This window comes from Pantoea sp. SGAir0183, assembly GCF_043545505.1.
On record NZ_CP028053.1, the window covers coordinates 3,079,727 to 3,102,010 of the forward strand.

A 22,284-nucleotide genomic window follows, 5' to 3' on the forward strand; every position below is an offset into this window, starting at 1 on the left:
ATCTTGTGTAAACGATACCATTTATTCAGACTTGATCACGCTTTCATGCCGTTTGATGTGCTATTTTTTAGCGATGATTTTTTATTTTGACGCTGACCAGGATGCGACATGCAAAAATTTAACCCGGCCGATCATCCCCATCGCCGTTACAATCCCCTGACCGACCAATGGATTCTGGTTTCACCTCACCGGGCCAAACGTCCCTGGCAGGGTGCGCAGGAAACGCCCGCGGTAAATGCCCTGCCGTCACACGATCCAGACTGTTTTCTGTGTGCAGGAAATACGCGCATTACCGGCGATGTGAACCCGGATTACAAAGGTACGTACGTTTTCACCAATGACTTTGCTGCGCTGATGACGGATACGCCGGATGCGTCCGAAAGCGATGATCTCCTGATGCGTTGCGAAAGCGCGCGCGGCACCAGCCGCGTGATTTGCTTTTCGCCCGATCACAGTAAAACGTTGCCTGAAATGTCCCTGAGCGCGCTGGAAGAGGTCGTGCGCACCTGGCAGGAACAGACCGCAGAGCTGGGTCAGCATTATCCGTGGGTGCAGGTGTTTGAGAACAAAGGCGCTGCCATGGGCTGTTCGAATCCGCATCCGCATGGCCAGGTCTGGGCCAACAGCTTCCTGCCTAACGAGGCCCAGCGCGAAGATGACCATCAACGTCAGTACTTTGCAAAAACCGGCTCGCCGCTGCTGGTGGATTACTGTGCGCGTGAACAACAAGACGGCAGCCGCACCGTAGTGGAAACCGAGCACTGGATCGCCGTGGTGCCGTGGTGGGCCGCCTGGCCCTTTGAAACCCTGCTACTGCCCAAAGCGCACGTGAAACGCATGACCGATTTGAGCGAGGCGCAACGCAACGATCTGGCGAAAGCCCTTAAGCTGCTGACCAGCCGCTATGACAACCTGTTCCAGTGCGCCTTCCCTTACTCCATGGGCTGGCACGGTGCGCCGTTTAACGGCGAGGAAAACGCCCACTGGCAACTTCATGCCCATTTTTATCCGCCGCTGCTGCGTTCAGCCACGGTGCGCAAATTTATGGTCGGCTACGAGATGCTGGCTGAAACCCAACGCGATTTAACCGCGGAGCAGGCAGCAGAACGTCTGCGCGCCGTGAGTGACATTCATTTCCGTGAGGCACAACAATGAGCTTAAAAACCATCACGCAGCAGGTCTTTACCGACACCTTTGGCTATGCGCCCACTCACACGATTCAGGCACCCGGCCGCGTCAACCTGATTGGCGAGCATACGGATTATAACGATGGTTTCGTTTTGCCTTGTGCCATTGACTACCAAACCGTTATCGCCTGTGCCAGACGCGACGATCGTCAGGTACGCGTTGTGGCCGTGGATTACGATCAGGCTCAGGACAGCTTCTCACTGGACGATCCCATTACCAGCGTGAGCGAGCCGATGTGGGCAAACTATGTGCGCGGCGTGGTGAAGCATTTACAGAAGCGCGCGCCTGATTTTAACGGCGTGGATATGGTGATTAGCGGTAACGTGCCTCAGGGCGCGGGCCTCAGCTCCTCTGCCTCGCTCGAAGTGGCCGTCGGGACCGTTTTTCAGCAGTTGTTCAACCTGCCGTTGGATGGCGCCGCCATTGCGGTAAACGGTCAGGAGGCGGAGAACCAGTTCGTGGGCTGTAACTGCGGCATTATGGATCAGCTGATTTCCGCGCTGGGGCAAAAAGATCATGCCATGCTGTTGGATTGCCGCTCACTCGGCACCAAACCGGTTTCCCTGCCGGAAGACGTGGCCGTGGTGATCATTAACTCTAACTTCCGCCGAAGCCTGGTGGGCAGCGAATACAATACCCGCCGCCAGCAGTGTGAAACCGGTGCGCGCTTCTTTAATAAGAAAGCACTACGCGATGTCGGCCTGGCGGAATTTGAGGCGGCGGTCGCGCAGTTAGATCCTGACGTCGCGAAGCGCGTGCGCCATGTCATTACCGAAAATGCCCGTACGCTGGAAGCCGCAGAGGCGCTTTCGCGTGGCGATTTAACGCGCATGGGGGAACTGATGGCGGAATCGCATGCCTCAATGCGTGATGACTTTGAAATCACCGTGCCGCCTGTCGACACGCTGGTTGAAATTGTTAAAGCCGAGATCGGCAATCGTGGTGGTGTCCGTATGACCGGTGGCGGCTTCGGGGGCTGTATCGTTGCGCTGATGCCGCTTGAGCTGGTTGAGCAGGTGCAGGCCGCCGTCGCCAGCCAGTACGAAGCTAAAACGGGCATCAAGGAGACCTTCTACGTGTGTAAAGCTTCAGAAGGAGCAGGTCAATGTTAAGCGATGTCAATTCCCATGCGCCGGATGGTCAACCATGGCGCATCACCGTGCTGCGTAATGCGCACGGAATGGTAGCCACCTTTATGGACTGGGGAGCAACCTGGCTGTCGGCGCGCGTGCCACTTCAGGACGGCAGCGTGCGCGAGGCCCTCTTAGGCTGTGCCACGCCGTCCGATTATCTGCATCAGAATGCCTATCTGGGGGCGACCGTTGGCCGTTACGCTAACCGTATCGCCGGGGCAAAACTCAATACCCTCAACCGACAACTGCTCGCCAACCAGGGTGAGCATCAGTTACACGGTGGTCCGGACGGGTTCGATAAACGCCGCTGGCAGATTATCAGCCAGTCAGAAAGCGAAGTGCATTATCGTCTGGATTCGCCTGACGGCGATCAGGGCTATCCGGGAAATCTGATCGCGGATTTGCGCTATGTGCTGGATGACGATAACTGCCTGTCCATCCACTATGAAGTCCGGTGCGATCAACCCTGTCCGGTGAATCTCACTAACCATGCTTACTTTAATCTTGATGCGCATCATGGCGATGCGCGCCAGCATCGCTTACAACTGCACGCCGATCGTTATCTGCCCGTCGATAGCGAGGGTATTCCCAACGGCCCGCTGAAAGCCGTGGACGGCACCAGCTTTGACTTCCGTCAGGCCAAAAGCCTGGCGCAGGATTTCCTTGCCGATGCCGATCAACAGGCGGTTAAAGGCTACGATCATGCCTTTCTACTTAACAGCGCGGGCGATGCAAGCCAGCCCGCAGCAGCGTTATGGTCGCAGGACGGCAAGCTACAGTTAAGTGTAACGACGTCGGCCCCTGCCCTGCAGCTGTACAGCGGCAACTATCTGGCTGGCACGCGCGCCCGGGAGCAGGAAAGCTATACTGCTTACCAGGGGATTGCGCTGGAGAGTGAGTTTTTACCGGATTCGCCCAATCATCCCGAGTGGCCACAGGATGATTGCTGGCTGCAGCCGGGGGATCGTTGGGAATCCGTTACGCGCTATCGTTTTACCTCACACTGAGCCGCCGGGTGAAAAACGCGCAGTGCGTCACAGACAGACTTACGCAGTGCGCTGTTTTCCGCTATGGTAGAGCGCAATGGTCGGCCAGCGGGCTGGCGACAACAGGTTTCCATTATCTCAGAAACATCAAGTATTAAGGAGTTAAGCTATGGCTGTAACTAAGCTGGTTCTGGTGCGACACGGCGAAAGCCAGTGGAACAACGAAAACCGCTTCACCGGATGGTATGATGTAGACCTTTCTGACAAAGGCCGTACCGAAGCTAAAGCAGCCGGACAGCTGCTGAAGAAAGAAGGTTTCGTGTTCGATTTCGCCTACACCTCCGTGCTGAAACGCGCCATCCATACCCTGTGGAATATTCTGGATGAGCTGGATCAGGCCTGGCTGCCCGTTGAAAAATCCTGGCGTCTGAACGAGCGTCACTATGGTGCGTTACAGGGGCTGGATAAAGCCGAAACCGCCGCTAAATATGGTGACGAGCAGGTCAAACAGTGGCGTCGTGGCTTCGCCGTGACCCCGCCGGAGCTGGATCGCAGTGATGAGCGTTTCCCGGGACACGATCCGCGCTATGCGTCATTGTCCCCTGAGCAACTGCCCACCACGGAAAGTCTGGCACTGACCATCGATCGCGTTATTCCTTACTGGAACGAAAGCATCCTGCCACGCATTAAAAGTGGTGAGAAAGTGATTATCGCCGCACACGGCAACTCACTGCGCGCGCTGGTGAAATACCTGGATAACATGAGCGAAGACGAAATTCTTGAGCTGAATATCCCAACCGGCGTTCCGCTGGTTTACGAATTCGATGAGAACTTCAAGCCCGTCAAACACTACTACCTGGGTGATGCCGATGAGATCGCAGCGAAAGCGGCGGCCGTGGCAAATCAGGGTAAAGCGAAGTAATGTACTGACCTGTAAAAAGGGCCAGACTGCGATGTCTGGCCCTTTTTTATGGCCTCACGGTTAACCGCGACGCTGTTTGACCGCATCGGCCAGCTGACGTAATACCTTTTCGGTATCTTCCCAGCCGATACAGGCATCGGTCACGCTCTTACCGTAAACCAGCGGTTCACCGCTTTCCAGGCTCTGATTGCCTTCCACCAGATGGCTTTCAATCATCACGCCAATGATGCCGCGCTCGCCATTGATCATCTGCTGTGCCACATCATCAGCCACCTGCATCTGCTTCTGGAACTGCTTGCTGCTGTTTGCGTGACTGAAATCGATCATCACCTGCTGCGGTAAGCCAGCCTTCTCCAGTCCGGCCTTCACGGCACTGACGTGGCTGGCGCTGTAGTTAGGTTCTTTTCCGCCGCGCAGGATGATGTGACAGTCGCTGTTGCCGCGCGTTTCCACAATTGCAGAGTGACCATATTTGGTCACGGACAAGAAACAGTGCGGTGAACCGGCTGCGTTGATCGCATCAATCGCTACTTTAATGGTGCCATCGGTCCCGTTTTTAAAACCCACCGGGCAGGAAAGACCGGAAGCCAGTTCACGGTGCACCTGCGACTCTGTCGTCCTGGCACCAATGGCGCCCCAGCTCATCAGGTCAGCGACATACTGCGGCGTAATCATGTCCAGAAACTCACCCGCCGCAGGCAGGCCAGAATCGTTAATCTCCAGCAGCAGCTTACGCGCCAGGCGCAGGCCATCATTTAGCTGGAAGGTGCCATCCATATAGGGATCGTTGATCAGCCCTTTCCAGCCAACGGTGGTACGCGGTTTTTCAAAGTAAACGCGCATTACCACTTCCAGCTCGCCCTTCAGCTGCTCACGCAGGTTTAACAGACGTGCGGCATACTCTTTTGCGGCCTCGGTATCGTGGATAGAGCAGGGTCCAATGACCACCAGCAGCCGATCATCGGCCCCGTTCAGGATCTGGTGAATGGCCTGACGCGCCTGAGAAACGGTTTGCGCGGCACGTTCGGTTGCAGGAAATTTTTCCAGCAGGGCAACGGGGGGCAACAGCTCTTTTATCTCTTTAATGCGTAAATCATCATTCTGGTAATTCATACTGATTCCATATAATTTCTGGCCCGGCGCGCGCCGGGCTCAACCCAGCCAATGTAGCCGGAAGCGCACAGGGTGTAAATTCTGAATCCATGTAAAATGCATGTGTAAAATTTGCATAAATGGGTTATGCGTCTAGACTTTTAAGGGTAACTACTGAGGATCGGTGGCTTACGTTTATTAATACCTGTCTTTAAGCTAACCAGCGAAATTTTATTTCGCTCAGGTCGCTTTTTGTCTGAAACCTGACAGCGGGTTAGAGACAGCAAATATCATTGATTAACGGGAGCATAATGATGAATAAGTTTGCACTAATTTTTCTGACGGCAGCGATGACTCTGGGCAGCGGCGCAGCAATGGCTGCCAACGGAAACTCTAACCAGGCTGCAGCAGCAGGTGCCGTTGCGGGCGGGGCGAATGAGAACCTGCCACCGAATAAAGTCGATAACAGCAAAATTAACAATACCGGTACTGAGATGTCGTCTCCAACCCGAGACAGCACCTCCAGCAGCAAGCATATGACCGCGAACGAAATTGATCAGAACAGCCAGTGTAAAGATGGCAAATGTCCTGATATCAACAAAAAAGTGCACACCAAAAAAGGTGGCGGCCACGTCAATACCAAAACTGACGGCACGACGCAGTAAAGTATACTGTGTGCATTATGAGGAGAGCCGCGGCTCTCCTTTATTTTATCCCGCTGCGACTTCCGCTATGCTGAGCCTGTGAAATTTACAGGGAAATGTTCATGGCCTCACTGCTTCTGATTGACGATCATCCACTGGTTGAAGTGGCGCTGGACGCGGCACTCTCGCAATCGCCTGTCCCCATTCAGCTTATTTCGGCCAGCAGCGAGCACGCCGCTCGCCCTTATCTCCAGCTTCCTCCGGATATCATTGTGCTGGATATCGGCCTGCCCGATGGCGACGGACTGGAGATTCTGCGCCGCCTGAAAGTGCACTTACCCGATTGTCCTGTACTGATCTATTCTGCCCAGCAAAGCAGCCACTACATCCGGCGTGCGCAGGCGCTGGGGGCGGCGGGTTATGTGGTGAAAAGCCAGCGGATGGCGCATTTACTCAGTGCCATTCTTGCCGTACTGGGCGGCCAGTCAGCCTTTCCTGAAGGCCACAGCAGCGAACCCGAATTACCGTTAACCAGTAAAGAGCGCCAGGTGCTGGCGTTGCTGGCCAGCGGCCTGTCCAACCTGCAAATTGCCGAACAGTTGCATATCAGTAATAAAACCGTCAGTACGCATAAAAAGAATATTCTGGAGAAAACCGGCGCGCGTTCTGTTGTCGAGCTGGCCGATCTGTGGAAAGCACAGCAGTGATACGCTGGTTACTTCTCCTGCTCCTGCTGGCGCCGCTGGCCCAGGCCGACGTGCGTCCGGTCAGCAGTATCAATCTGCCTATGATGATGCCGGTAAAAGGCGCAGAGCTGATGCAGGGCAAAGTGGTGCGTGTGGGCCTGCTGGATGAGAATACGGCGCCCTGGGCCATGCATGTGGGCAACGATCTGTACGGGATTGACGCCGATTATCTGGCGGCGCTGCACCAGTTAACCGGGGCGCAGTTCTCCCTTCACCTCTATGCCACCCAGCCGGCTCTGCTGAGCGCCCTGCAGGTGGGGCAGATTGATTTTGCGTTAGGCATGCTGGCCCCGCCCTTTCCTGCGGGCGCCGTTGCCAGCGACAGCTGGTTTAGCAGCCCGTTACGTATTTACCGTAATCAGCAGAACCAGCGTGCCGTCATGTTTAACAGTGATAATGCACAACTGGCGATCAGCGAGCAAACCCTGGCACAGCTTCCGCCTGCGCTGGCTGCCCGCCATCACTGGCGCACCTACGGCAGCGATCTTCAGGCGCTCTATACGCTGCTCAATCAGCAAAACGACTATGTGGTCGCCGATGAAACCAGCGCGGGATTTTTGCTGAGTCAGCTACAGCAGGGACAAATTTACCAAATCGCGTCGGGGATTGATGCCGGGCAACTGACTCTGCGCGCGGTTTCCCGCGATCCCGCGCTGATTGCGTGGCTGAATCAGAGCCTGCGCCAGTTACCCGCAGAGTTGATGAGCACGTTACAGGCGCGCTGGAGCAGCAGCCTGCCGCGGTATCAGGACACACAAACGCTGATGCTGAGCGCCAGCGAGCGGCAATGGATAGCAGCCCATCCCCAGGTTACCTACGCCGCTGAAGCCGATAACTATCCCTGGAGCTATCGCGACAGCAACGGCACGCCCCGCGGTTACGGTATCGATCTGCTCAATGCGGTCGCACAGAGCACCGGTTTACGTTTTACGCCGCACTGGGTCAGTAATCCGCAACAGGCGGCCACGCTGCTGGCACAGCATCAGGTGATGTTACAGCTGATGCAACCGCTCAACGGTGAAACTCAAAGCACCAGCCTGCCCGTCTGGCGGGCACTCTGGGGTATTTACAGCCGCCAGCCCGCAGCCGGCTCTCACTGGAGCGATCTGGCAGGCAAACGTATTGGTATCCTGCAGGATGATCTGGCCCAGCGCCTCGTCCCTGACACCATCCCGGTTCAGCGCTTTGCGGATCGCAACAGCCTGTACGACGCGCTGGCTACCGGTCAGATTGACGCGCTGGTCGATAACGTCCTGTCTGCGCGCTGGCGCATTGCCAGCCGTAACGATCCTCTCATTCATCTGGCTTTCGCGGCCAGCGATATCGCCTGGCCTGTGGCCATCGGAGTGGCACCTGATGAGCCTGTTCTGCGTGGGCTGCTGGATCGCGCGTTACAGCAGATTCCCGTCGATACGCAAAACCAGATGCGCGATCGCTGGTCAATGCCGCCCCAGCCCGGCAGCGTGGGCGCGATGCGCGTGCTGCCCGTCGCGGTGTTGGCGGCGGCAGGTGTTGCCATTGTCGTGTTACTGCTGTTACTGGCCCGGCGTTACTGGCAGCAACGGCGGGATCGCCAACAGCGCGAACAGGCGGAACACGCGAATGCCATGAAGAGCCAGTTTTTAGCGACGGTCAGCCATGAGCTGCGAACGCCGATGCAGGCGATCCTGGGGCTACTGGAGCTGGAAAAACAGCAAAGCAGCCGTGAAAACCTGCAGCTTCTGTACCAGAGCGCGCAGTCCCTGATGACGTTGCTGAATGATTTGCAGGATCACGCGCGCATTGAAAACAACAGTTTCACCCTGTCGCCCCGCCCGCTGGCACTGGCACCCTGGCTGGCGCAGCAGCGCCATTTCTATCATCCGCTGATGCGGCCGGATGGCCCGCATTTACAGGTAGAGGCCCTGACGCCGCTGCCTGACGCGGTGATGCTGGATGCGGACCGCCTGCAGCAGATCGTCAACAACTTAGTGACCAATGCCTTTAAATTCACCCGGCACGGCCTGATCCGCCTGACGCTGTCGGCTACAGACAAATTGCAGTTAACCGTCAGCGACAACGGCAGCGGGATTCCCCCTGAAGAACAGCTCAGACTGTTCGATCCCTGGTACCAGGCCCCGTCGGGCAAAGCGCTTTCCGTTCAGGGCAGTGGCCTGGGGCTGTTTATTTGTCGGGAAATGGTGCAGCGCATGGGCGGTGAGATTCACCTGCATTCTCAGCCCGGCAAAGGTACCGAGGTCACACTTATCCTGCCGCTGATTCCCTGCGATAGCGTCCCTGAGGGCGATCCGGCCACGCTGCCAGGTTTTCCGCAACTGCGCGTGGCCGTAGTGGATGATCATCCGACAAACCTGATCGTGATGCAGCAGCAGCTGGCGCGCTTTGCGATTCAGGCGGACTGTTTTGAGCAGGGCCGCGACCTGTTGCTGGCCGATGCCCGGCGCCCTTACGACCTGCTGTTTATCGATCAGATGATGCCGCGCCCGGACGGTATGCTCCTGCTGCGCGTGTTGCGTCGTCGCCAGCGTCAGCGAGGCGGAAGGCCGTTGCGGGTGCTGTGCTCTGCTGATGCGCAGTTACTGAATGTACAGACTGAGCCGCATGAACGGGTGCTGATTAAACCGGTACAGCTACAGGATATCAGCGACCTGCTGACCGCCTTCCATGACGATCCGCTGGCCGCGCTGGATAACAACCTGTGGACACTGGCGCAGCAAAACGAGAACTATCTTAGCCGACTGGGCAAAACCTTACGTGATACCGTGGAGAAAGACATGGCACAACTGCGCGCGGCCATTGCCAGCGGTGACGAAAGACAGTTAGCCGAGTCCGCGCATCGCCTGAAAGGAAGCTGGCTGCTGATTGGCATTGATGAGGGCGTAGCGCTTTGTCAGAAGTTGACCGATCGCGCCAGACAGCATCACAACATCTCAGCAGAGTGGCAATTGCTGATATCATTGACCGAAAGATTACTACATAAACTGGACACGTATGGCACACACCCACTCTCATAGCGGTCAGGACACTAACCGTACGCGGCTGATGGCCGCGTTTGCCGTGACGGCACTCTTTATGGTGGCAGAAGTGATTGGCGGCTGGCTGTCGGGCTCGCTGGCGCTGCTGGCCGATGCCGGTCACATGCTGACCGATACCGCCGCCCTGTTAATGGCCTTACTGGCGGTTCAGTTTGCCAAACGCAAACCCAATGAACGTCATACCTTTGGCCTGCTACGTCTGACCACGCTGGCCGCGTTTGTAAACGCCCTCGCCTTAATCGGCATCACCATTTTGATTGTCTGGGAAGCGGTGGAACGGTTTACCCATCCGCAACCCGTCACAGGCGGCCTGATGCTCGGCATTGCGATTGCCGGCTTGCTGGCGAATATTCTGTCTTTCTGGTTGCTGCATCACGGCAGTGAAGAAAAGAACCTGAATGTGCGGGCGGCTGCGCTGCACGTCATGGGGGATTTGCTTGGTTCGGTGGGCGCGATTGTCGCCGCGGTGATTATTCTGTTTACCAACTGGACGCCCATTGACCCCATCTTATCCATCGTCGTGTCGATGCTGGTGCTGCGTAGCGCCTGGTCGCTGCTGCGGGAAAGTTTACATGAGTTGCTGGAAGGCGCGCCTGCGTCGCTGGATGTGAAGAAACTGCGGCGCGATCTGAAGCGGAACATTCCCGAGGTGCGCGATGTCCATCATGTACATGTCTGGCAGGTGGGCGAGCAACCGATCTTAACGCTGCACGTCCAGGTCATTCCACCGCGCGATCATGATGGCCTGCTGCGCCGCATCCACACGTACCTGCATGACCATTATCAGATTGAGCATGCTACGGTACAGATGGAGTTTCAGCCCTGCGTGGGCCCTGACTGTGAGCTGAACGGACAGGTCATTGAAGAGGGCCATCATCATGGCGGGCATTCGGATCATGCTGCTGAAACGTCCCATCAGCACAGTGATCATTCACCTCACCACAGTGACCACGTTCATCATCACAGCCATCATCACTGAGCTGAGAGCGCACGCGAACCCTGTTTGCGTGCGCTGATGATCCACATGCGTGAGCCGTTCAGCGCAATTAACGTCAGAATGGCGTACTCCAGCGACATCGCATACACCCCCTGACGGGCAAACACCATCACACTGATCACGTTGATGACCACCCACAAAAGCCAGTTTTCAACATACTTCCGCGTCATCAGCACCATTGCCACAATCGACAGCACCATCAGGCAGGCATCCCAGAAAGGGAAGGCGTCCGGCTGCAACGTCGGCATCGCCACCGTAAAACCCAGTGCATTCATCAGGGCCACCGCGGTACGGGTGAGAAAGGCAAACACCGGATCGATGTAGATCGTCATCAGCCCCACCGCTATAACGCAAACCGCCGCCCAGCCAATGGCCTTGGGCAGCGGAAGCCAGCGAATCGTTAACGCCGCCTGGTTATCAATGGTTTGTCGGCTCCAGGCGTACCAGCCATAAACGTTGGCCGCAAAAAAGAACAGCTGTAACAGCAGGCTGGCATAGAGCTGAATCTGAAAAAATATCACCGCAAACAGCGTCACGTTTATCAGGCCGAACGCGTAGTTAGCGATTTTCTCCAGGCTGGCCAGCCAGATACATAACAGGCCCGCCAGGGTGCCAACGGCTTCAATCCAGGACAGATCGTACCCGGTCGCGCCCAACGGGATGTGAACTAAAATGTTTTGCGTGCTAAAAAAATCCATATCAGGCACCTGTCAACGACGCGGATTACGCGTTTCCTTTCACGTTATGTTTGAGGTCTGCTGCAAAGGATAGCATACGGTTTAGCGGCACCAGCGCGGCCTCGCGCAGCGCCGCGTCTACGTGGATCTCATGAGCCCGCCCACCCGACGTCAGCGCCTCGGCAATGGCCTGCAGTCCGTTCATCGCCATCCAGGGACAGTGCGCACAGCTTCGGCAGGTTGCGCCCTCACCGGCGGTGGGCGCTTCCAGCAATATTTTGTCAGGAACCGCCTGCTGCATCTTGTAAAAGATGCCGCGATCGGTGGCGACGATCATCTGCGGATGTGGCAAGGTTTTTGCCGCCTGAATCAGCTGGCTGGTTGAGCCTACCGCATCGGCCAGATCCACAATCGCCTGCGGCGATTCGGGATGAACCAGCACTGCCGCATCCGGATACAGCGCTTTCATCCGCTGCAGCGCCTGAGTTTTGAATTCGTCGTGGACGATGCAGGCGCCCTGCCAGCATAACACGTCGGCCCCGCTTTTTTGCGTAACATACCGCCCGAGATGCCGATCCGGTGCCCAGATGATTTTTTCCCCCAGGCTGTCCAGATGTTCAATCAGTTCGACGGCAATGCTGGAGGTGACAACCCAGTCGGCGCGCGCTTTTACCGCCGCAGAAGTATTGGCGTATACCACCACCGTCCGGTCAGGATGCGCATCACAGAAGGCCGTAAACGCCTCAATCGGGCAGCCCAGATCCAGCGAGCATTCGGCCTCCAGCGTCGGCATCAACACGGTTTTCTCCGGGCTGAGAATTTTGGCGGTTTCGCCCATAAAGCGCACGCCGGCCACCAGCAGCGTAGTGGCGGGATGCTGGCTGCCAAAACGCGCCATTTCGAGCGAGTCAGAGACGCAACCGCCGGTTTCTTCGGCTAAGGCCTGGATGTCCGGATCCGTGTAATAGTGCGCCACCATCACGGCGTTACGGGCTTTCAGCAGGGCTTTAATTTTTTCCCGGTAAAGCGTTTTTTGCTCGTCACTCAGCCGGGCGGGTTTAGGAGGAAAAGGATACACCGCATGTTCAGGATCAAAGATTGCGCTCATGACACCGCTCTCGTTCTGTAAAATTAACGAAAATAGCCGTTTCTGGCTTAACAGGACGTAAATACCGCCATCGTGTTTTATATGCTAAACACGATAGCGAAAAAGCAGCAGCCTGTCGCGTTTTATTTGGTCATGACGATGCAGAAAGCCCCACCAGACCGGGCTGAGGGGCTTCCAGTTGAAGCAAAAAGGCTTTGACCGTCAGGCCACCGGCAAATCCCGTCAGTTTTCCATTGGCCCCAATGACCCGATGACACGGTGCCACAATGGACAACGGATTTCTGCCGTTAGCAGCACCGACGGCACGTACCGCTGCCGGATGCCCAATCTGCTCGGCGATCTGGCGGTAACTGCGGGTTTCGCCAAACGGAATAGAAAGTAGCGCCTGCCAGACTTTTTTCTGAAATGCTGTGCCGTCCATATCCAGCGGTAAGTCAAAAACGCGCCGAGTGCCGGCAAAGTACTCACGTAACTGCGTTTCGGTTTCGCGTAAAACAGGATGATTATCGTCGCGCTCACGCGGCGACAACCGGGGATGTCTGCGCACTTCGTCCTGCCATAAAATGGCCGCCAGACCGCGATCGCTGGCGATCAGCGTTAGTTCGCCCACCGGCGTTATCACAGGTTTGCAGTAATACATGCTGTTCCCTCCATCACATTGCTGTCTGGCATTATCGCATTTTCGCCACGCGAAACTGGCTGTTTTCGGTCATTACAATAAACTGTTGTGCTGTCCGAAAACAGCCAGTCAATATCCAATGCCCGCGCTACGCTGTCGCTCTTTGCCGGAGAAAAACCATGTTTGATTCAGATACCGCTTACCAGGCACTGACCTCGCGTGATACGCGCTTCGATGGCGTGTTTTTTGTCGGCGTGACCTCAACAGGCATTTACTGTCGCCCGATTTGCCCGGTGAAAGCGCCAATGCAGAAAAACTGTCTGTTCTTCAACAGCGCTGAGGCGGCAGAGAAAGCGCATTTTCGCCCTTGTCTGCGCTGTCGTCCGGAGCTGGCACCCGGCAACGCCCCCGTGGACAACGCCCACCGCGTGGCCGACCGACTGGTGCAGCGCATTGAAGAGGGCTTGCTGGAAACCCACAGCGGCCTGGATGCGATTGCTGCAGAGTTTGGCATCAGCGCCCGTCAGCTGCGGCGCATTGTGCAGCAGGAGCTGGGCGTCACGCCACTGGAGCTTAAACAGACACGTCGTATGCTGCTGGCTAAGCAGCTTCTGACCGAAACCACGCTGCCGGTAACCGAGATCGCTTACGCCAGTGGATTTGGCAGCTTACGGCGCTTCAATGACGTGTTTCAGGCGCGCTATCGCATGACACCGGGCGCACTGCGCAAAAGCGGCAACCTGTCGCCGCAACCTGCAACGGACACAATGCGGTTACGCCTCAGCTATCGTCCGCCTTACGACTGGCAGGCGATGCTGGACTTTTTACGCCTGCGGTTAATGAACGACATTGAAGCCGTTGATGGTGAAACCTACCGCCGGACGGTGGCGCTGGGCGAATACCGGGGTTGGGTCAGCATTTCGCATCTCCCGGCAAAGCAGGCGCTTCAGGTTGAATTCACCCGCTCTCTCACGCCTGTGCTGCCTGCCCTGCTGCGTCGGCTGCGCGACCTGTTTGACCTGAATGCACAGCCGCAGCGCATTGCCGAACACCTGCAACAGGATCCCCTGCTGGCGCAAAGTATTCAGGATTACCCCGGCCTGCGTGTCCCCGGAGCATTTGACAGTGTCGAAATGGGCGTACGCGCCATCCTGGGCCAGCAGGTCACCGTTAAAGCCGCCACGACGCTCAGCAGCCGCTTTGCTCAGGCATTTGGTGAACCCTGCACCACGCCGTTCCCTGATCTGTCGCGCTATTCTGCGCAACCCCAGCGCATTGCTCGGGCCACAGTCGATGAGATTGCCCGCCTGGGCATTGTCAGTGCGCGCGCCAGAGCGATTCTGGCCTTTGCGGCCGCCTGCAACGAGGGCAGCCTGCGTTTCAATGCGACGCTTTCGCCTGACGACATCATGGCGCGCCTGGTGGCCTTACCGGGCATTGGCCCCTGGACCGCCCACTACATTGCCATGCGGGCGCTGCGCTGGCCGGACGCCTTCCCGAAAGAGGATATTGCCGTGCGCAATAATCTGGGGGGATTAACACCCAAAGCGGCAGACGCGCGCTCACAGGTATGGCGTCCCTGGCGCAGCTACGCCGTGATGCATATCTGGAAAAGCCTGTCACCGGCCAGTGCGAAGTAAGCAGCCCGTTGTCCTGAAAAGAAATATCACGCCTCGCCTCTAAACTCCTGGCCTGCTCAACCGATAACCAATTTGGCTTAACATCGTTGACATGGGCAGGAGGCAGAGGTCATGGGGTTGCGGTTAGAAAATACAAAAATTTCGCACAAACTCAGTTTAGGATTTGGACTCGTTTTGCTGTTGGTGGTGGGATCGGGCGCGGTAAGCATCGCGCGTTTTAAAACTATCCATGACGTTTATGAACAGAGCAACCTGATTTATGACATTAATATTGACGTGTTTCAGGCTAAGGTTAACCGGCTGAAACTGCTGTATGGCGATGAGAAAGCGGGGAAAGTGATGGCGGATTATATCGCCCATGCCGCTCAGCTGACGCATGATGCCCAACAGTACCGATGGCTGCCCGAGGAGGAAACACAGCTCCAGGATATCGCCAGCCAGCTCAGCCACTTTCAGGCCAGCATCAGCGCAATGACCCAGGCCATGCAGTCTCTGGCAGAAACGGGTAAGCAGCTCGATCAGCGCAACATGCAGAGCCAGTCAACGCTGTACGAAGCGTTGATTAAAACCCAGATGACCGATGCCAGTGCACTGTTTCAGCAACTGCTTGCAATCAGCCAGTTGCGCGATCAGCTTCAGTTACTCCGTTATGATCCCGCTCATGCCAGCGCGATTCAGTCGCAGCTCACACCGCAGGTCAACGCCATCCAGACCGCCCTCACCACCCTGCTACCGCAATTACCTCCCGATGCTCAGGCGCAGCTCAACGCGCTGTGGAATGCAACCCTTGAGGTTAAGCAACTCAGTGAACGTTACGCAGCAGGCTTTCTGGCCCTCAGTCAGGCGGAGAACGCGGTGAAGGTCGATGGCGATAAGAGCAGTGCTATCCTCAAAACGCTTCTGCAGCAGATGAAGGTAGAAAACAGCGACCTGACCAGGAGTTCTGTTAACCTGACGCTGTTGACGGTTGGCCTTGCTGTGCTGCTGGGCATGTTGATTGCCTGGCTGATTGGCCGACAGATTACTCATCCCGTCAGAAAGAATTTATGGCTGGCGGAGCGCATTGCTAAGGGCGATTTAAGCGCCGATATCAAACCGGCGGGCCGTGATGAGCTGGGCAAACTGGCTGGCGCGATGGGCGCGATGAATCAGCGTCTGCGGACAATGATTCTGGAGGTCCGCGACAGCGTGCTCACGCTGTCGCAGGCGGCGAGCAGTATTAACAGCGACAACCACACGCTCTCGTCCCGCACAGAACAGCAGTCCGCCGCCGTGGTGCAGACGGCTGCCAGCATGGAACAGTTAACCGTTACGGTGAAGCACAACGCAGATAACGCGCGCCACGCCAGCCAGATTGCTGCTGAAGCGTCTAAAACGGCGGAGCAAGGCGGTGCCGCCGTCACGGAAGTCGTGCAAACCATGGGCGATATTTCTGCCAGCTCGAAGAAAATCGCCGAGATCACGGCCGTTATCGACAGTATTGCTTTCCAGACCAATATCCTGGCTCTGAATGCCGCCGTGGAAGCGGCACGCGCTGGCGAGCATGGCCGGGGGTTTGCGGTCGTCGCCAGCGAAGTACGTAACCTTTCGCAGCGCAGTGCGCAGGCAGCGAAGGATATCGATCAGCTGATCAGCGCATCGGTCAGTCAAATCGCGGAAGGCAATAACCGCGTTGCGCGCGCGGGCGAGAGAATGGGACAGGTAGTTCAGGCGATTTCCCGTGTGAATGACATCGTGGGTGAGATCTCTTCCGCCTCGGATGAGCAAAGCCGTGGCATTGAGCAGATTGCGCGTGCGGTCTCAGAACTGGACAGCACCACCCAGCAAAACGCCTCGCTGGTCTCTGCCTCTGCCCTTTCAGCCACCGCGCTGGAAGATCAGGCGCGCCGACTTGAAACGCTGGTCAAACAGTTTAGTTTGGAACCCGGTCAGACAGCCGCACGCTAATCCGGCTGACGTATTACGCCCTATAAGCGCCTGTCGGGCGCTTTTTTTATGGCAGATGATTAGATCCGCCTGCGTGACGCCCGTTCAACGGCACGCTGCCGGACAGGAACAGTGCGGACGCAGGGTGTTGGGCCCTGACGGGAGTACGACAGATTTTGCGGGCCCGTAGGCCTCGCCCTGCGGGTGGTGCTGACGCATCAGCCTGAATCACAACGCGATTCAGTCGAACCTGCTGCAGGTTCTCATCATGCACGCCTGACTGTAATGCCCCATAAACGAAAAGCGCGCCCGTGGGCGCGCTTTTCTGTATTGGTGGGTCGTGCAGGATGGCCTTCGGCCCCGTGGGCCTCGCCCTGCGGGTGATGCTGACGCATCAGCCTGAATCGCACCGCGATTCAGTCGAACCTGCTGCAGGTTCTCATCATGCACGCTTGACTGTACTGCTCCATAAACGAAAAGCGCGCCCGTTGGGCGCGCTTTTCTGTATTGGTGGGTCGTGCAGGATTCGAACCTGCGACCAATTGATTAAAAGTCAACTGCTCTACCAACTGAGCTAACGACCCGCTCGGGGCTTACAACCGCTCAAACACATGCCTGCATGCTGCCTGAGAATAAGATGGTGGGTCGTGCAGGATTCGAACCTGCGACCAATTGATTAAAAGTCAACTGCTCTACCAACTGAGCTAACGACCCATCTTAATGGTTGTGAAGCAATACTGAAGGTTCTCTTGGGGAACAGCGTCCTGCGGGAGATGGTGGGTCGTGCAGGATTCGAACCTGCGACCAATTGATTAAAAGTCAACTGCTCTACCAACTGAGCTAACGACCCATCTTCAGGCTTGCCAGACACATTTGCAATGTGTCCCGGCAACGGCGGCATATATTACTGATTTACCGAGGTAGCGCAACCCTTATTTTCTGTTAAGGGGTTCAATTGCCTACCTTTCATGCGGCAAGACCAGAAATCCATCGATATCCGGTCAAACCTGCACAAATTACATACCAGACAAGCGTTTTTGTGCCTGCTTAGCTGATTCGGTGTTCGGGTAAAGTTTGATCACCTGCTGATAAACGGCTTTGGCTTTTGCCGTGTCGTTTTTCTCTTGCATGATCACGCCAACCTTAAACAACGCTTCAGCCGCCTTGGGGGATTTTGGATACTGCTTCACCACCGTGGCGTAATAATACGCTGCGTCGTCTTTTTTACCTTTGTTATAAAACAGCTGCCCCAGCCAGTAATTGGCATTCGGCTGATACGTCGAGTCCGGGTAACGCTTCACCCACGCCTGCAGCGCAGTGATGGCCTGATCGTACTGTTTTTTCTCCAGAATGAGCGCAACAGCAGCATTGTAATCGCTGTTAGCATCGCCACTCTGAACAGGCGCACTGCTGCCGGCCGCGGCCGCACCTGCATCGTTGCCCGCTGTCGCAGCGCCCGCAGCCGCATTGTCACCGGCACCCGCGGCAGGCTGACTGGCATTGCTGCTGTTATTGCTGCTCAGACTGTCGATCTGTTGATAGATCTGCTTCTGGCGCTCAATAACCTGATTCAGCTGATAGGTATTTTGCTGGATTTCCCCACGCAATGAGTCGATATCCCGCTGGTTATCACTCATCTGCTGCTGCAGTTGCTGCATCAGCTGTGCCTGGGCATTGGAGATTCTTTCGAGACTGGTGACACGGTCTTCGACCGAGCCGGAGCCAACGCTACTGATTGACGCTTGGGCATGAGCGGCCCAGGGGGCCGCTACGCCAATCAGTAACGACAGACTCAACAGGTGATGTCTGAAGTTACTAACCATGTGATTCTCTTAGTAGACCAGTACGGCACGACGGTTTTTAGCGTAAGCCGCTTCGTCGTGGCCCAGAACAGCTGGTTTCTCTTTACCGTAAGATACGATAGACATCTGATCCGCAGACACGCCTTTACCTTGCAGGTACATCTTAACGGCGTTAGCACGACGCTCGCCCAGGGCGATGTTGTACTCTGGCGTACCGCGCTCATCCGCATGACCTTCAATGGTCACTTTGTAAGACGGGTTGCTACGCAGGAAGTTAGCGTGCTGATCCAGCATCTGAGCGTAGTCAGGCTGAACATCGTATTTGTCCAGACCGAAGTAAACGATGTTGTTCTGTTGCAGCTGTTGCATCTGCAGACGCGCCTGCTCATCAGAAGACATGTTGCCGTTGTTCATACCAGAGTTAGCACCGTAAGCGCCGTCAGCACCTGCGCCAGACTGGTCGTTGTTGTTATTTTTGTGTGAGCTACACGCCGCAACTGCCATGATTGGCAGAGCCAGCATTAAACCCTTCAGTACTTTGTTCAGTTGCATTTGAAAATTCCCATTATTGTTTATTTTTTTGTAATGTCAGAAAGCTCAGACATTACAGGTACGGCGACCAGGCAGGAAATTTGACCTGTCCATCAGTTGCCGGAAGACGCGCTTTGAAACGACCGTCGGTTGAAACCAACTGCAACACAGAACCCATGCCCTGAGTCGAGCTGTAGATTACCATGGTGCCGTTTGGAGCCAGGCTCGGCGTTTCATCCAGGAACGTGTCCGTTAACGTTTGAACGGCTCCCGTTACCAGATCCTGTTTGGCGACGTGTTGAGCACCGCCACTGGTGCTAATCATCACCATTGATTTTCCATCACTGGCTACATCCGCATCCTGGTTCTGAGCGCCTTCCCAGGTAATGCGCTGTGATGCACCACCATTGATGCTGATTTTGTAGATCTGCGGCGCACCGGCCTGGTCAGAGGTATACGCCAGCGTCTGGCTGTCCGGGAACCAGGTTGGTTCAGTGCTGTTATAGCGACCATCTGTAATCTGACGAATCTGCCCGGAGGCCAGGTCCATAACATAGAGATTCAGACTACCGGTTTTAGACAGGGCGAAGGCCAGCTTGGTGCCGTCCGGTGAGAAGGCTGGCGCACCATTGTGACGCGGGAATGAAGCGACCTGACGGACAGAGCCGTTAGACAAGGTCTGAATCACCAGCGCTGACTTGCCGCTTTCAAAGGTTACATATGCCAGTTTGCTGCCATCGGGCGACCAGGCAGGCGACATCAGCGGTTGCGGTGAACGGTGCACGACAAACTGGTTGTAACCGTCGTAATCGGCAACGCGCAGTTCATACGGGAACTGACCGCCGTTGGTTTGTACCACATAGGCGATACGGGTGCGGAACGCCCCTTTAATGCCGGTCAGTTTCTGGAACGCCTCATCACTGACGGTGTGCGCCGCATAGCGCAGCCACTGTTTCGTAATTTTATAGGAGTTTTGCGCCAGCACGGTACCTGGCGCACCTGCGGTATCCACCAGCTGGTAGGACACCTGATAGCTGCCATCAGCATTCGGCTGAATCTGTCCAACAACCACGGCATCAATACCCAGTGCGCTCCATGCAGCAGGCTGCACTTCCTGAGCACTGGTCGGCTGCTGCGGCAGACGTGAACGATCAAGCGGGTTAAATTTACCGCTGTTACGCAGGTCAGCTGCGACGATACCACCGATATCTTCCGGTGCCGCGCCTGGGCCAGACCATTTAAACGGAACCACACCGATAGGGCGCGCGCTGTTGACGCCCTGGGTGATTTCAATGCGAACCTCTGCATGCAGCACCGCTGCCCACAGCAGGATAAAAAAGCCTAACGTTACGCGAAGAGCTTGCTTCATTTTATCTCCCTTATCTGAACCTGAGTCCGCGATAATTGGCACTGTTCCTGAAAACCACGAGTACAACTAGAGTACGGCAAGCTAACCATAGATCAACCTGCCGCAGGTTACTGCATTATTGCGGTCTGAAACGCATCGGGGCGTTTTTAAACACTTCGTACACCGCTTGTGAAGGCGGTTTCGGAATATGTGCCTGCTTCGCCGCCGCAATGGCGGCCTGGCACAGCGCTGGATCGCCGCCTTCTGATTTAACATCAATCAGCATGCCATCAGGAGCAAGTTTAATACGTAAGTCACAGCTTTTGCCGCTATACAGGTCCGCATCGTAGAAACGGCTCTGAATTGCGCTGGTGATCTGCCCAAGATACGCATTCACATCTGCGCCAGAAGCACCCGCCTTCTTCTGATTACCCTGCCCTGCTGCTCCACCCGACGCGCCGCTTTTCGGTGCATTCTTACCGGACGCTAAGCCGCCCAGCAGGTCATCGACGTCGCTGTCATTGGTGGCATCAGCGGCCGCTTTCGCCTCGGCTTTTGCCTTCGCATCCGCTTTTGCTTTGGCAGCAGCCTCCGCTTTCGCTTTGGCGGCGGCATCCGCTTTTTCTTTGGCGGCCTTTTCTTTCGCTGCGGCGGCCGCTTTCTCTTTCGCTTCCTGGGCGGCTGCGGCTTTCGCTTCCGCTGCGGCTTTGGCTTCAGCCGCTTTCGCTTCTTTCGCGGCTTCCGCTTTAGCCTGTTTCGCCGCTTCGGCCTTAGCTTGTTTTGCGGCTTCGGCAGCCTCAGCTTTCGCCTGCTGCTCGGCCTGCTTCTTCGCTTCTGCGGCTGCGGCTTTCGCCTCTTGCTCAGCCTGCTTCTTCGCCTCTGCTGCGGCCTTCTTTGCCTCTTCCTGCGCCTTCATCTTTGCGTCTGCCGCGGCTTTCGCCTGTGCATCCGCTTCCGCTTTCGCATCGGCTTTGGCTTTCGCCGCGGCCGCTTCGGCGGCTTTCTGTTGCGCCTCGGCCTGTTTCGCTGCGGCTTCGGCGGCCTTCTGCTGTTCAGCCTGCGCTTTCGCCTGCTGTTTCGCGTCTTCCTGTGCCTGCAGTCGCTCTTTTTCCAGCTCTTTCAGCCGCTGCTGTTCAGCCGCTTGTTTCTGCTGAAGCTCTTCGGCCTGCTGCTGGGCCTGTTTCTGGCGCTGCTGCTCCGCACGCTGACTGTCGCTTTGCTGATTCTGCTGACGGTTATACTGTTCAACCACCGCACCGGGATCGACCATGACCGCTTCTATATCGCTACCGCCACCGCCGCCGCTGGCCTCAATGTGCTCATTAAACGAGCTCCATATCAGCAGGGCGATCAGCACGATATGCAGAATCACCGAAATGATTATCGCGCGCTTTAACTTTTCGTTTTGCTCGGTTGCCTTCGACACACTCGGTTCCCAAAAACGGTTCGACTTTAAATCGGCTGCGTCATCAAACCGACAGATTTAACCCCTGCCTGATGCAGCAGGTTCAGCGCCTTGATGATTTCATCATAAGGTACCTCTTTGGCACCACCGATCAAAAAGACGGTTTTCGGATTGGCTTCCAGACGACGTTGCGCTTCGCTAATCACCTGTTCTGGCGGCAACTGCGGCAAACGATCGTGATCGACGACCATGCTGTATTGTCCCACGCCGGACACTTCAACAATCACGGGTGGGTTATCATCACTGGAAACCGTCTTAGAATCTGTTGCATCGGGCAAATCCACTTCCACGCTTTGCGTGATGATGGGGGCCGTTGCCATAAAGATCAGCAGCAGCACCAGCAAAACGTCCAGCAGTGGAACGATGTTAATTTCCGACTTTAGCTCGCGGCGACCGCGACCACGCACTCGGGCCATCATTTACCT

At 56.3% G+C, this 22,284-nt stretch carries 19 protein-coding genes, 3 tRNA genes and 1 other RNA gene; 10 read left to right on the forward strand and 13 right to left on the reverse strand.

From position 1 onward, the window contains the following. The first annotated feature begins 108 nt into the window (after window positions 1-108). From galT to gpmA, 4 genes are all read left to right on the forward strand, one after another. Entirely contained in the window at window positions 109-1,155 is a 1,047-nt protein-coding gene (galT, locus tag C1N59_RS14300) for a galactose-1-phosphate uridylyltransferase (protein WP_394549792.1), read from the forward strand. Then, the gene (galK, locus tag C1N59_RS14305) at window positions 1,152-2,300 is read left to right on the forward strand and encodes a galactokinase (protein WP_054687985.1); all 1,149 of its coding nucleotides are present in this window, start codon (window positions 1,152-1,154) and stop codon (window positions 2,298-2,300) included. Before galT ends, galK begins: the two co-directional genes overlap by 4 nt. After that, on the forward strand, window positions 2,294-3,328 hold the full coding sequence (gene galM / locus C1N59_RS14310; RefSeq protein ID WP_394549793.1) for a galactose-1-epimerase: 1,035 nt from the start codon (window positions 2,294-2,296) through the stop codon (window positions 3,326-3,328). The genes galK and galM overlap by 7 nt, the downstream gene beginning before the upstream one ends. Before the next feature lie 148 nt (window positions 3,329-3,476). Next, on the forward strand, window positions 3,477-4,229 hold the full coding sequence (gpmA, locus tag C1N59_RS14315) for a 2,3-diphosphoglycerate-dependent phosphoglycerate mutase (RefSeq protein ID WP_006118488.1): 753 nt from the start codon (window positions 3,477-3,479) through the stop codon (window positions 4,227-4,229). Between the two features lie 60 nt (window positions 4,230-4,289). On the opposite strand, the gene aroG is transcribed toward gpmA, so the two are convergent. Beyond that, window positions 4,290-5,342: a 3-deoxy-7-phosphoheptulonate synthase AroG gene (gene aroG / locus C1N59_RS14320; RefSeq protein WP_006118487.1), complete on the reverse strand. Its 1,053-nt coding sequence runs from the start codon at window positions 5,340-5,342 to the stop codon at window positions 4,290-4,292. Window positions 5,343-5,632: 290 nt separating this feature from the next. On the opposite strand from aroG, the gene C1N59_RS14325 reads away from it, so the two are divergent. The 4 genes from C1N59_RS14325 to zitB all read left to right on the forward strand — a co-directional run bounded on the left by C1N59_RS14325 (window position 5,633) and on the right by zitB (window position 10,725). Continuing rightward, complete coding sequence (locus tag C1N59_RS14325) at window positions 5,633-5,986, forward strand: YbgS-like family protein (protein ID WP_006118479.1); 354 nt, start codon at window positions 5,633-5,635, stop codon at window positions 5,984-5,986. 101 nt (window positions 5,987-6,087) lie between these two features. Next, on the forward strand, window positions 6,088-6,672 hold the full coding sequence (locus tag C1N59_RS14330; protein ID WP_006118477.1) for a LuxR C-terminal-related transcriptional regulator: 585 nt from the start codon (window positions 6,088-6,090) through the stop codon (window positions 6,670-6,672). Continuing rightward, on the forward strand, window positions 6,654-9,725 hold the full coding sequence (locus C1N59_RS14335) for a hybrid sensor histidine kinase/response regulator (RefSeq protein ID WP_394549794.1): 3,072 nt from the start codon (window positions 6,654-6,656) through the stop codon (window positions 9,723-9,725). The genes C1N59_RS14330 and C1N59_RS14335 overlap by 19 nt, the downstream gene beginning before the upstream one ends. Next, window positions 9,703-10,725 carry a CDF family zinc transporter ZitB gene (gene zitB / locus C1N59_RS14340; protein WP_033737748.1) on the forward strand — a complete coding sequence of 341 codons (1,023 nt, stop codon included), beginning with the start codon at window positions 9,703-9,705 and terminating at the stop codon, window positions 10,723-10,725. The genes C1N59_RS14335 and zitB overlap by 23 nt, the downstream gene beginning before the upstream one ends. On the opposite strand, the gene pnuC is transcribed toward zitB, so the two are convergent. From pnuC to C1N59_RS14355, 3 genes are all read right to left on the reverse strand, one after another. Continuing rightward, window positions 10,719-11,441 (reverse strand): nicotinamide riboside transporter PnuC, encoded by a 723-nt coding sequence (gene pnuC, locus C1N59_RS14345; RefSeq protein WP_205957371.1) that lies wholly within the window; start codon window positions 11,439-11,441, stop codon window positions 10,719-10,721. The genes zitB and pnuC overlap by 7 nt on opposite strands. 25 nt (window positions 11,442-11,466) lie before the next feature. Next, window positions 11,467-12,528, reverse strand: coding sequence for a quinolinate synthase NadA (gene nadA, locus C1N59_RS14350; protein ID WP_006118473.1), 1,062 nt, complete (start codon window positions 12,526-12,528; stop codon window positions 11,467-11,469). Between the two features lie 130 nt (window positions 12,529-12,658). Continuing rightward, a complete protein-coding gene (locus C1N59_RS14355) occupies window positions 12,659-13,168 on the reverse strand; it encodes a methylated-DNA--[protein]-cysteine S-methyltransferase (RefSeq protein ID WP_006118472.1) in 510 nt (169 codons plus the stop codon). A gap of 158 nt (window positions 13,169-13,326) precedes the next feature. Here C1N59_RS14355 and C1N59_RS14360 point away from each other — a divergent pair, with 158 nt between their 5' ends. Then, window positions 13,327-14,787, forward strand: a complete 1,461-nt coding sequence (locus C1N59_RS14360) for an AlkA N-terminal domain-containing protein (RefSeq protein WP_394549795.1) — start codon at window positions 13,327-13,329, stop codon at window positions 14,785-14,787. 111 nt (window positions 14,788-14,898) lie between these two features. Next, the gene (locus tag C1N59_RS14365) at window positions 14,899-16,734 is read left to right on the forward strand and encodes a methyl-accepting chemotaxis protein (RefSeq protein WP_277281667.1); all 1,836 of its coding nucleotides are present in this window, start codon (window positions 14,899-14,901) and stop codon (window positions 16,732-16,734) included. Window positions 16,735-17,044: 310 nt separating this feature from the next. Here the strand turns inward: C1N59_RS14365 and C1N59_RS14370 are convergent. From C1N59_RS14370 to tolR, 9 genes are all read right to left on the reverse strand, one after another. After that, a non-coding RNA gene (locus C1N59_RS14370) (RtT sRNA) lies at window positions 17,045-17,177 on the reverse strand. Between the two features lie 44 nt (window positions 17,178-17,221). After that, window positions 17,222-17,297: transfer RNA gene (locus C1N59_RS14375), tRNA-Lys, on the reverse strand. A 54-nt stretch (window positions 17,298-17,351) separates the two neighbouring features. Beyond that, window positions 17,352-17,427: transfer RNA gene (locus C1N59_RS14380), tRNA-Lys, on the reverse strand. 60 nt (window positions 17,428-17,487) lie between these two features. Continuing rightward, window positions 17,488-17,563 (reverse strand) — tRNA-Lys (locus tag C1N59_RS14385). Between the two features lie 166 nt (window positions 17,564-17,729). Beyond that, a complete protein-coding gene (cpoB, locus tag C1N59_RS14390; protein ID WP_033739354.1) occupies window positions 17,730-18,536 on the reverse strand; it encodes a cell division protein CpoB in 807 nt (268 codons plus the stop codon). Between the two features lie 9 nt (window positions 18,537-18,545). Beyond that, the gene (pal, locus tag C1N59_RS14395; RefSeq protein WP_006118469.1) at window positions 18,546-19,067 is read right to left on the reverse strand and encodes a peptidoglycan-associated lipoprotein Pal; all 522 of its coding nucleotides are present in this window, start codon (window positions 19,065-19,067) and stop codon (window positions 18,546-18,548) included. A gap of 52 nt (window positions 19,068-19,119) precedes the next feature. Beyond that, on the reverse strand, window positions 19,120-20,415 hold the full coding sequence (gene tolB / locus C1N59_RS14400; RefSeq protein ID WP_033739351.1) for a Tol-Pal system beta propeller repeat protein TolB: 1,296 nt from the start codon (window positions 20,413-20,415) through the stop codon (window positions 19,120-19,122). Between the two features lie 115 nt (window positions 20,416-20,530). After that, window positions 20,531-21,820: a cell envelope integrity protein TolA gene (gene tolA / locus C1N59_RS14405; RefSeq protein WP_394549796.1), complete on the reverse strand. Its 1,290-nt coding sequence runs from the start codon at window positions 21,818-21,820 to the stop codon at window positions 20,531-20,533. Window positions 21,821-21,846: 26 nt separating this feature from the next. Then, window positions 21,847-22,275 (reverse strand): colicin uptake protein TolR, encoded by a 429-nt coding sequence (gene tolR / locus C1N59_RS14410; RefSeq protein WP_006118466.1) that lies wholly within the window; start codon window positions 22,273-22,275, stop codon window positions 21,847-21,849. Window positions 22,276-22,284 lie beyond the last annotated feature (9 nt).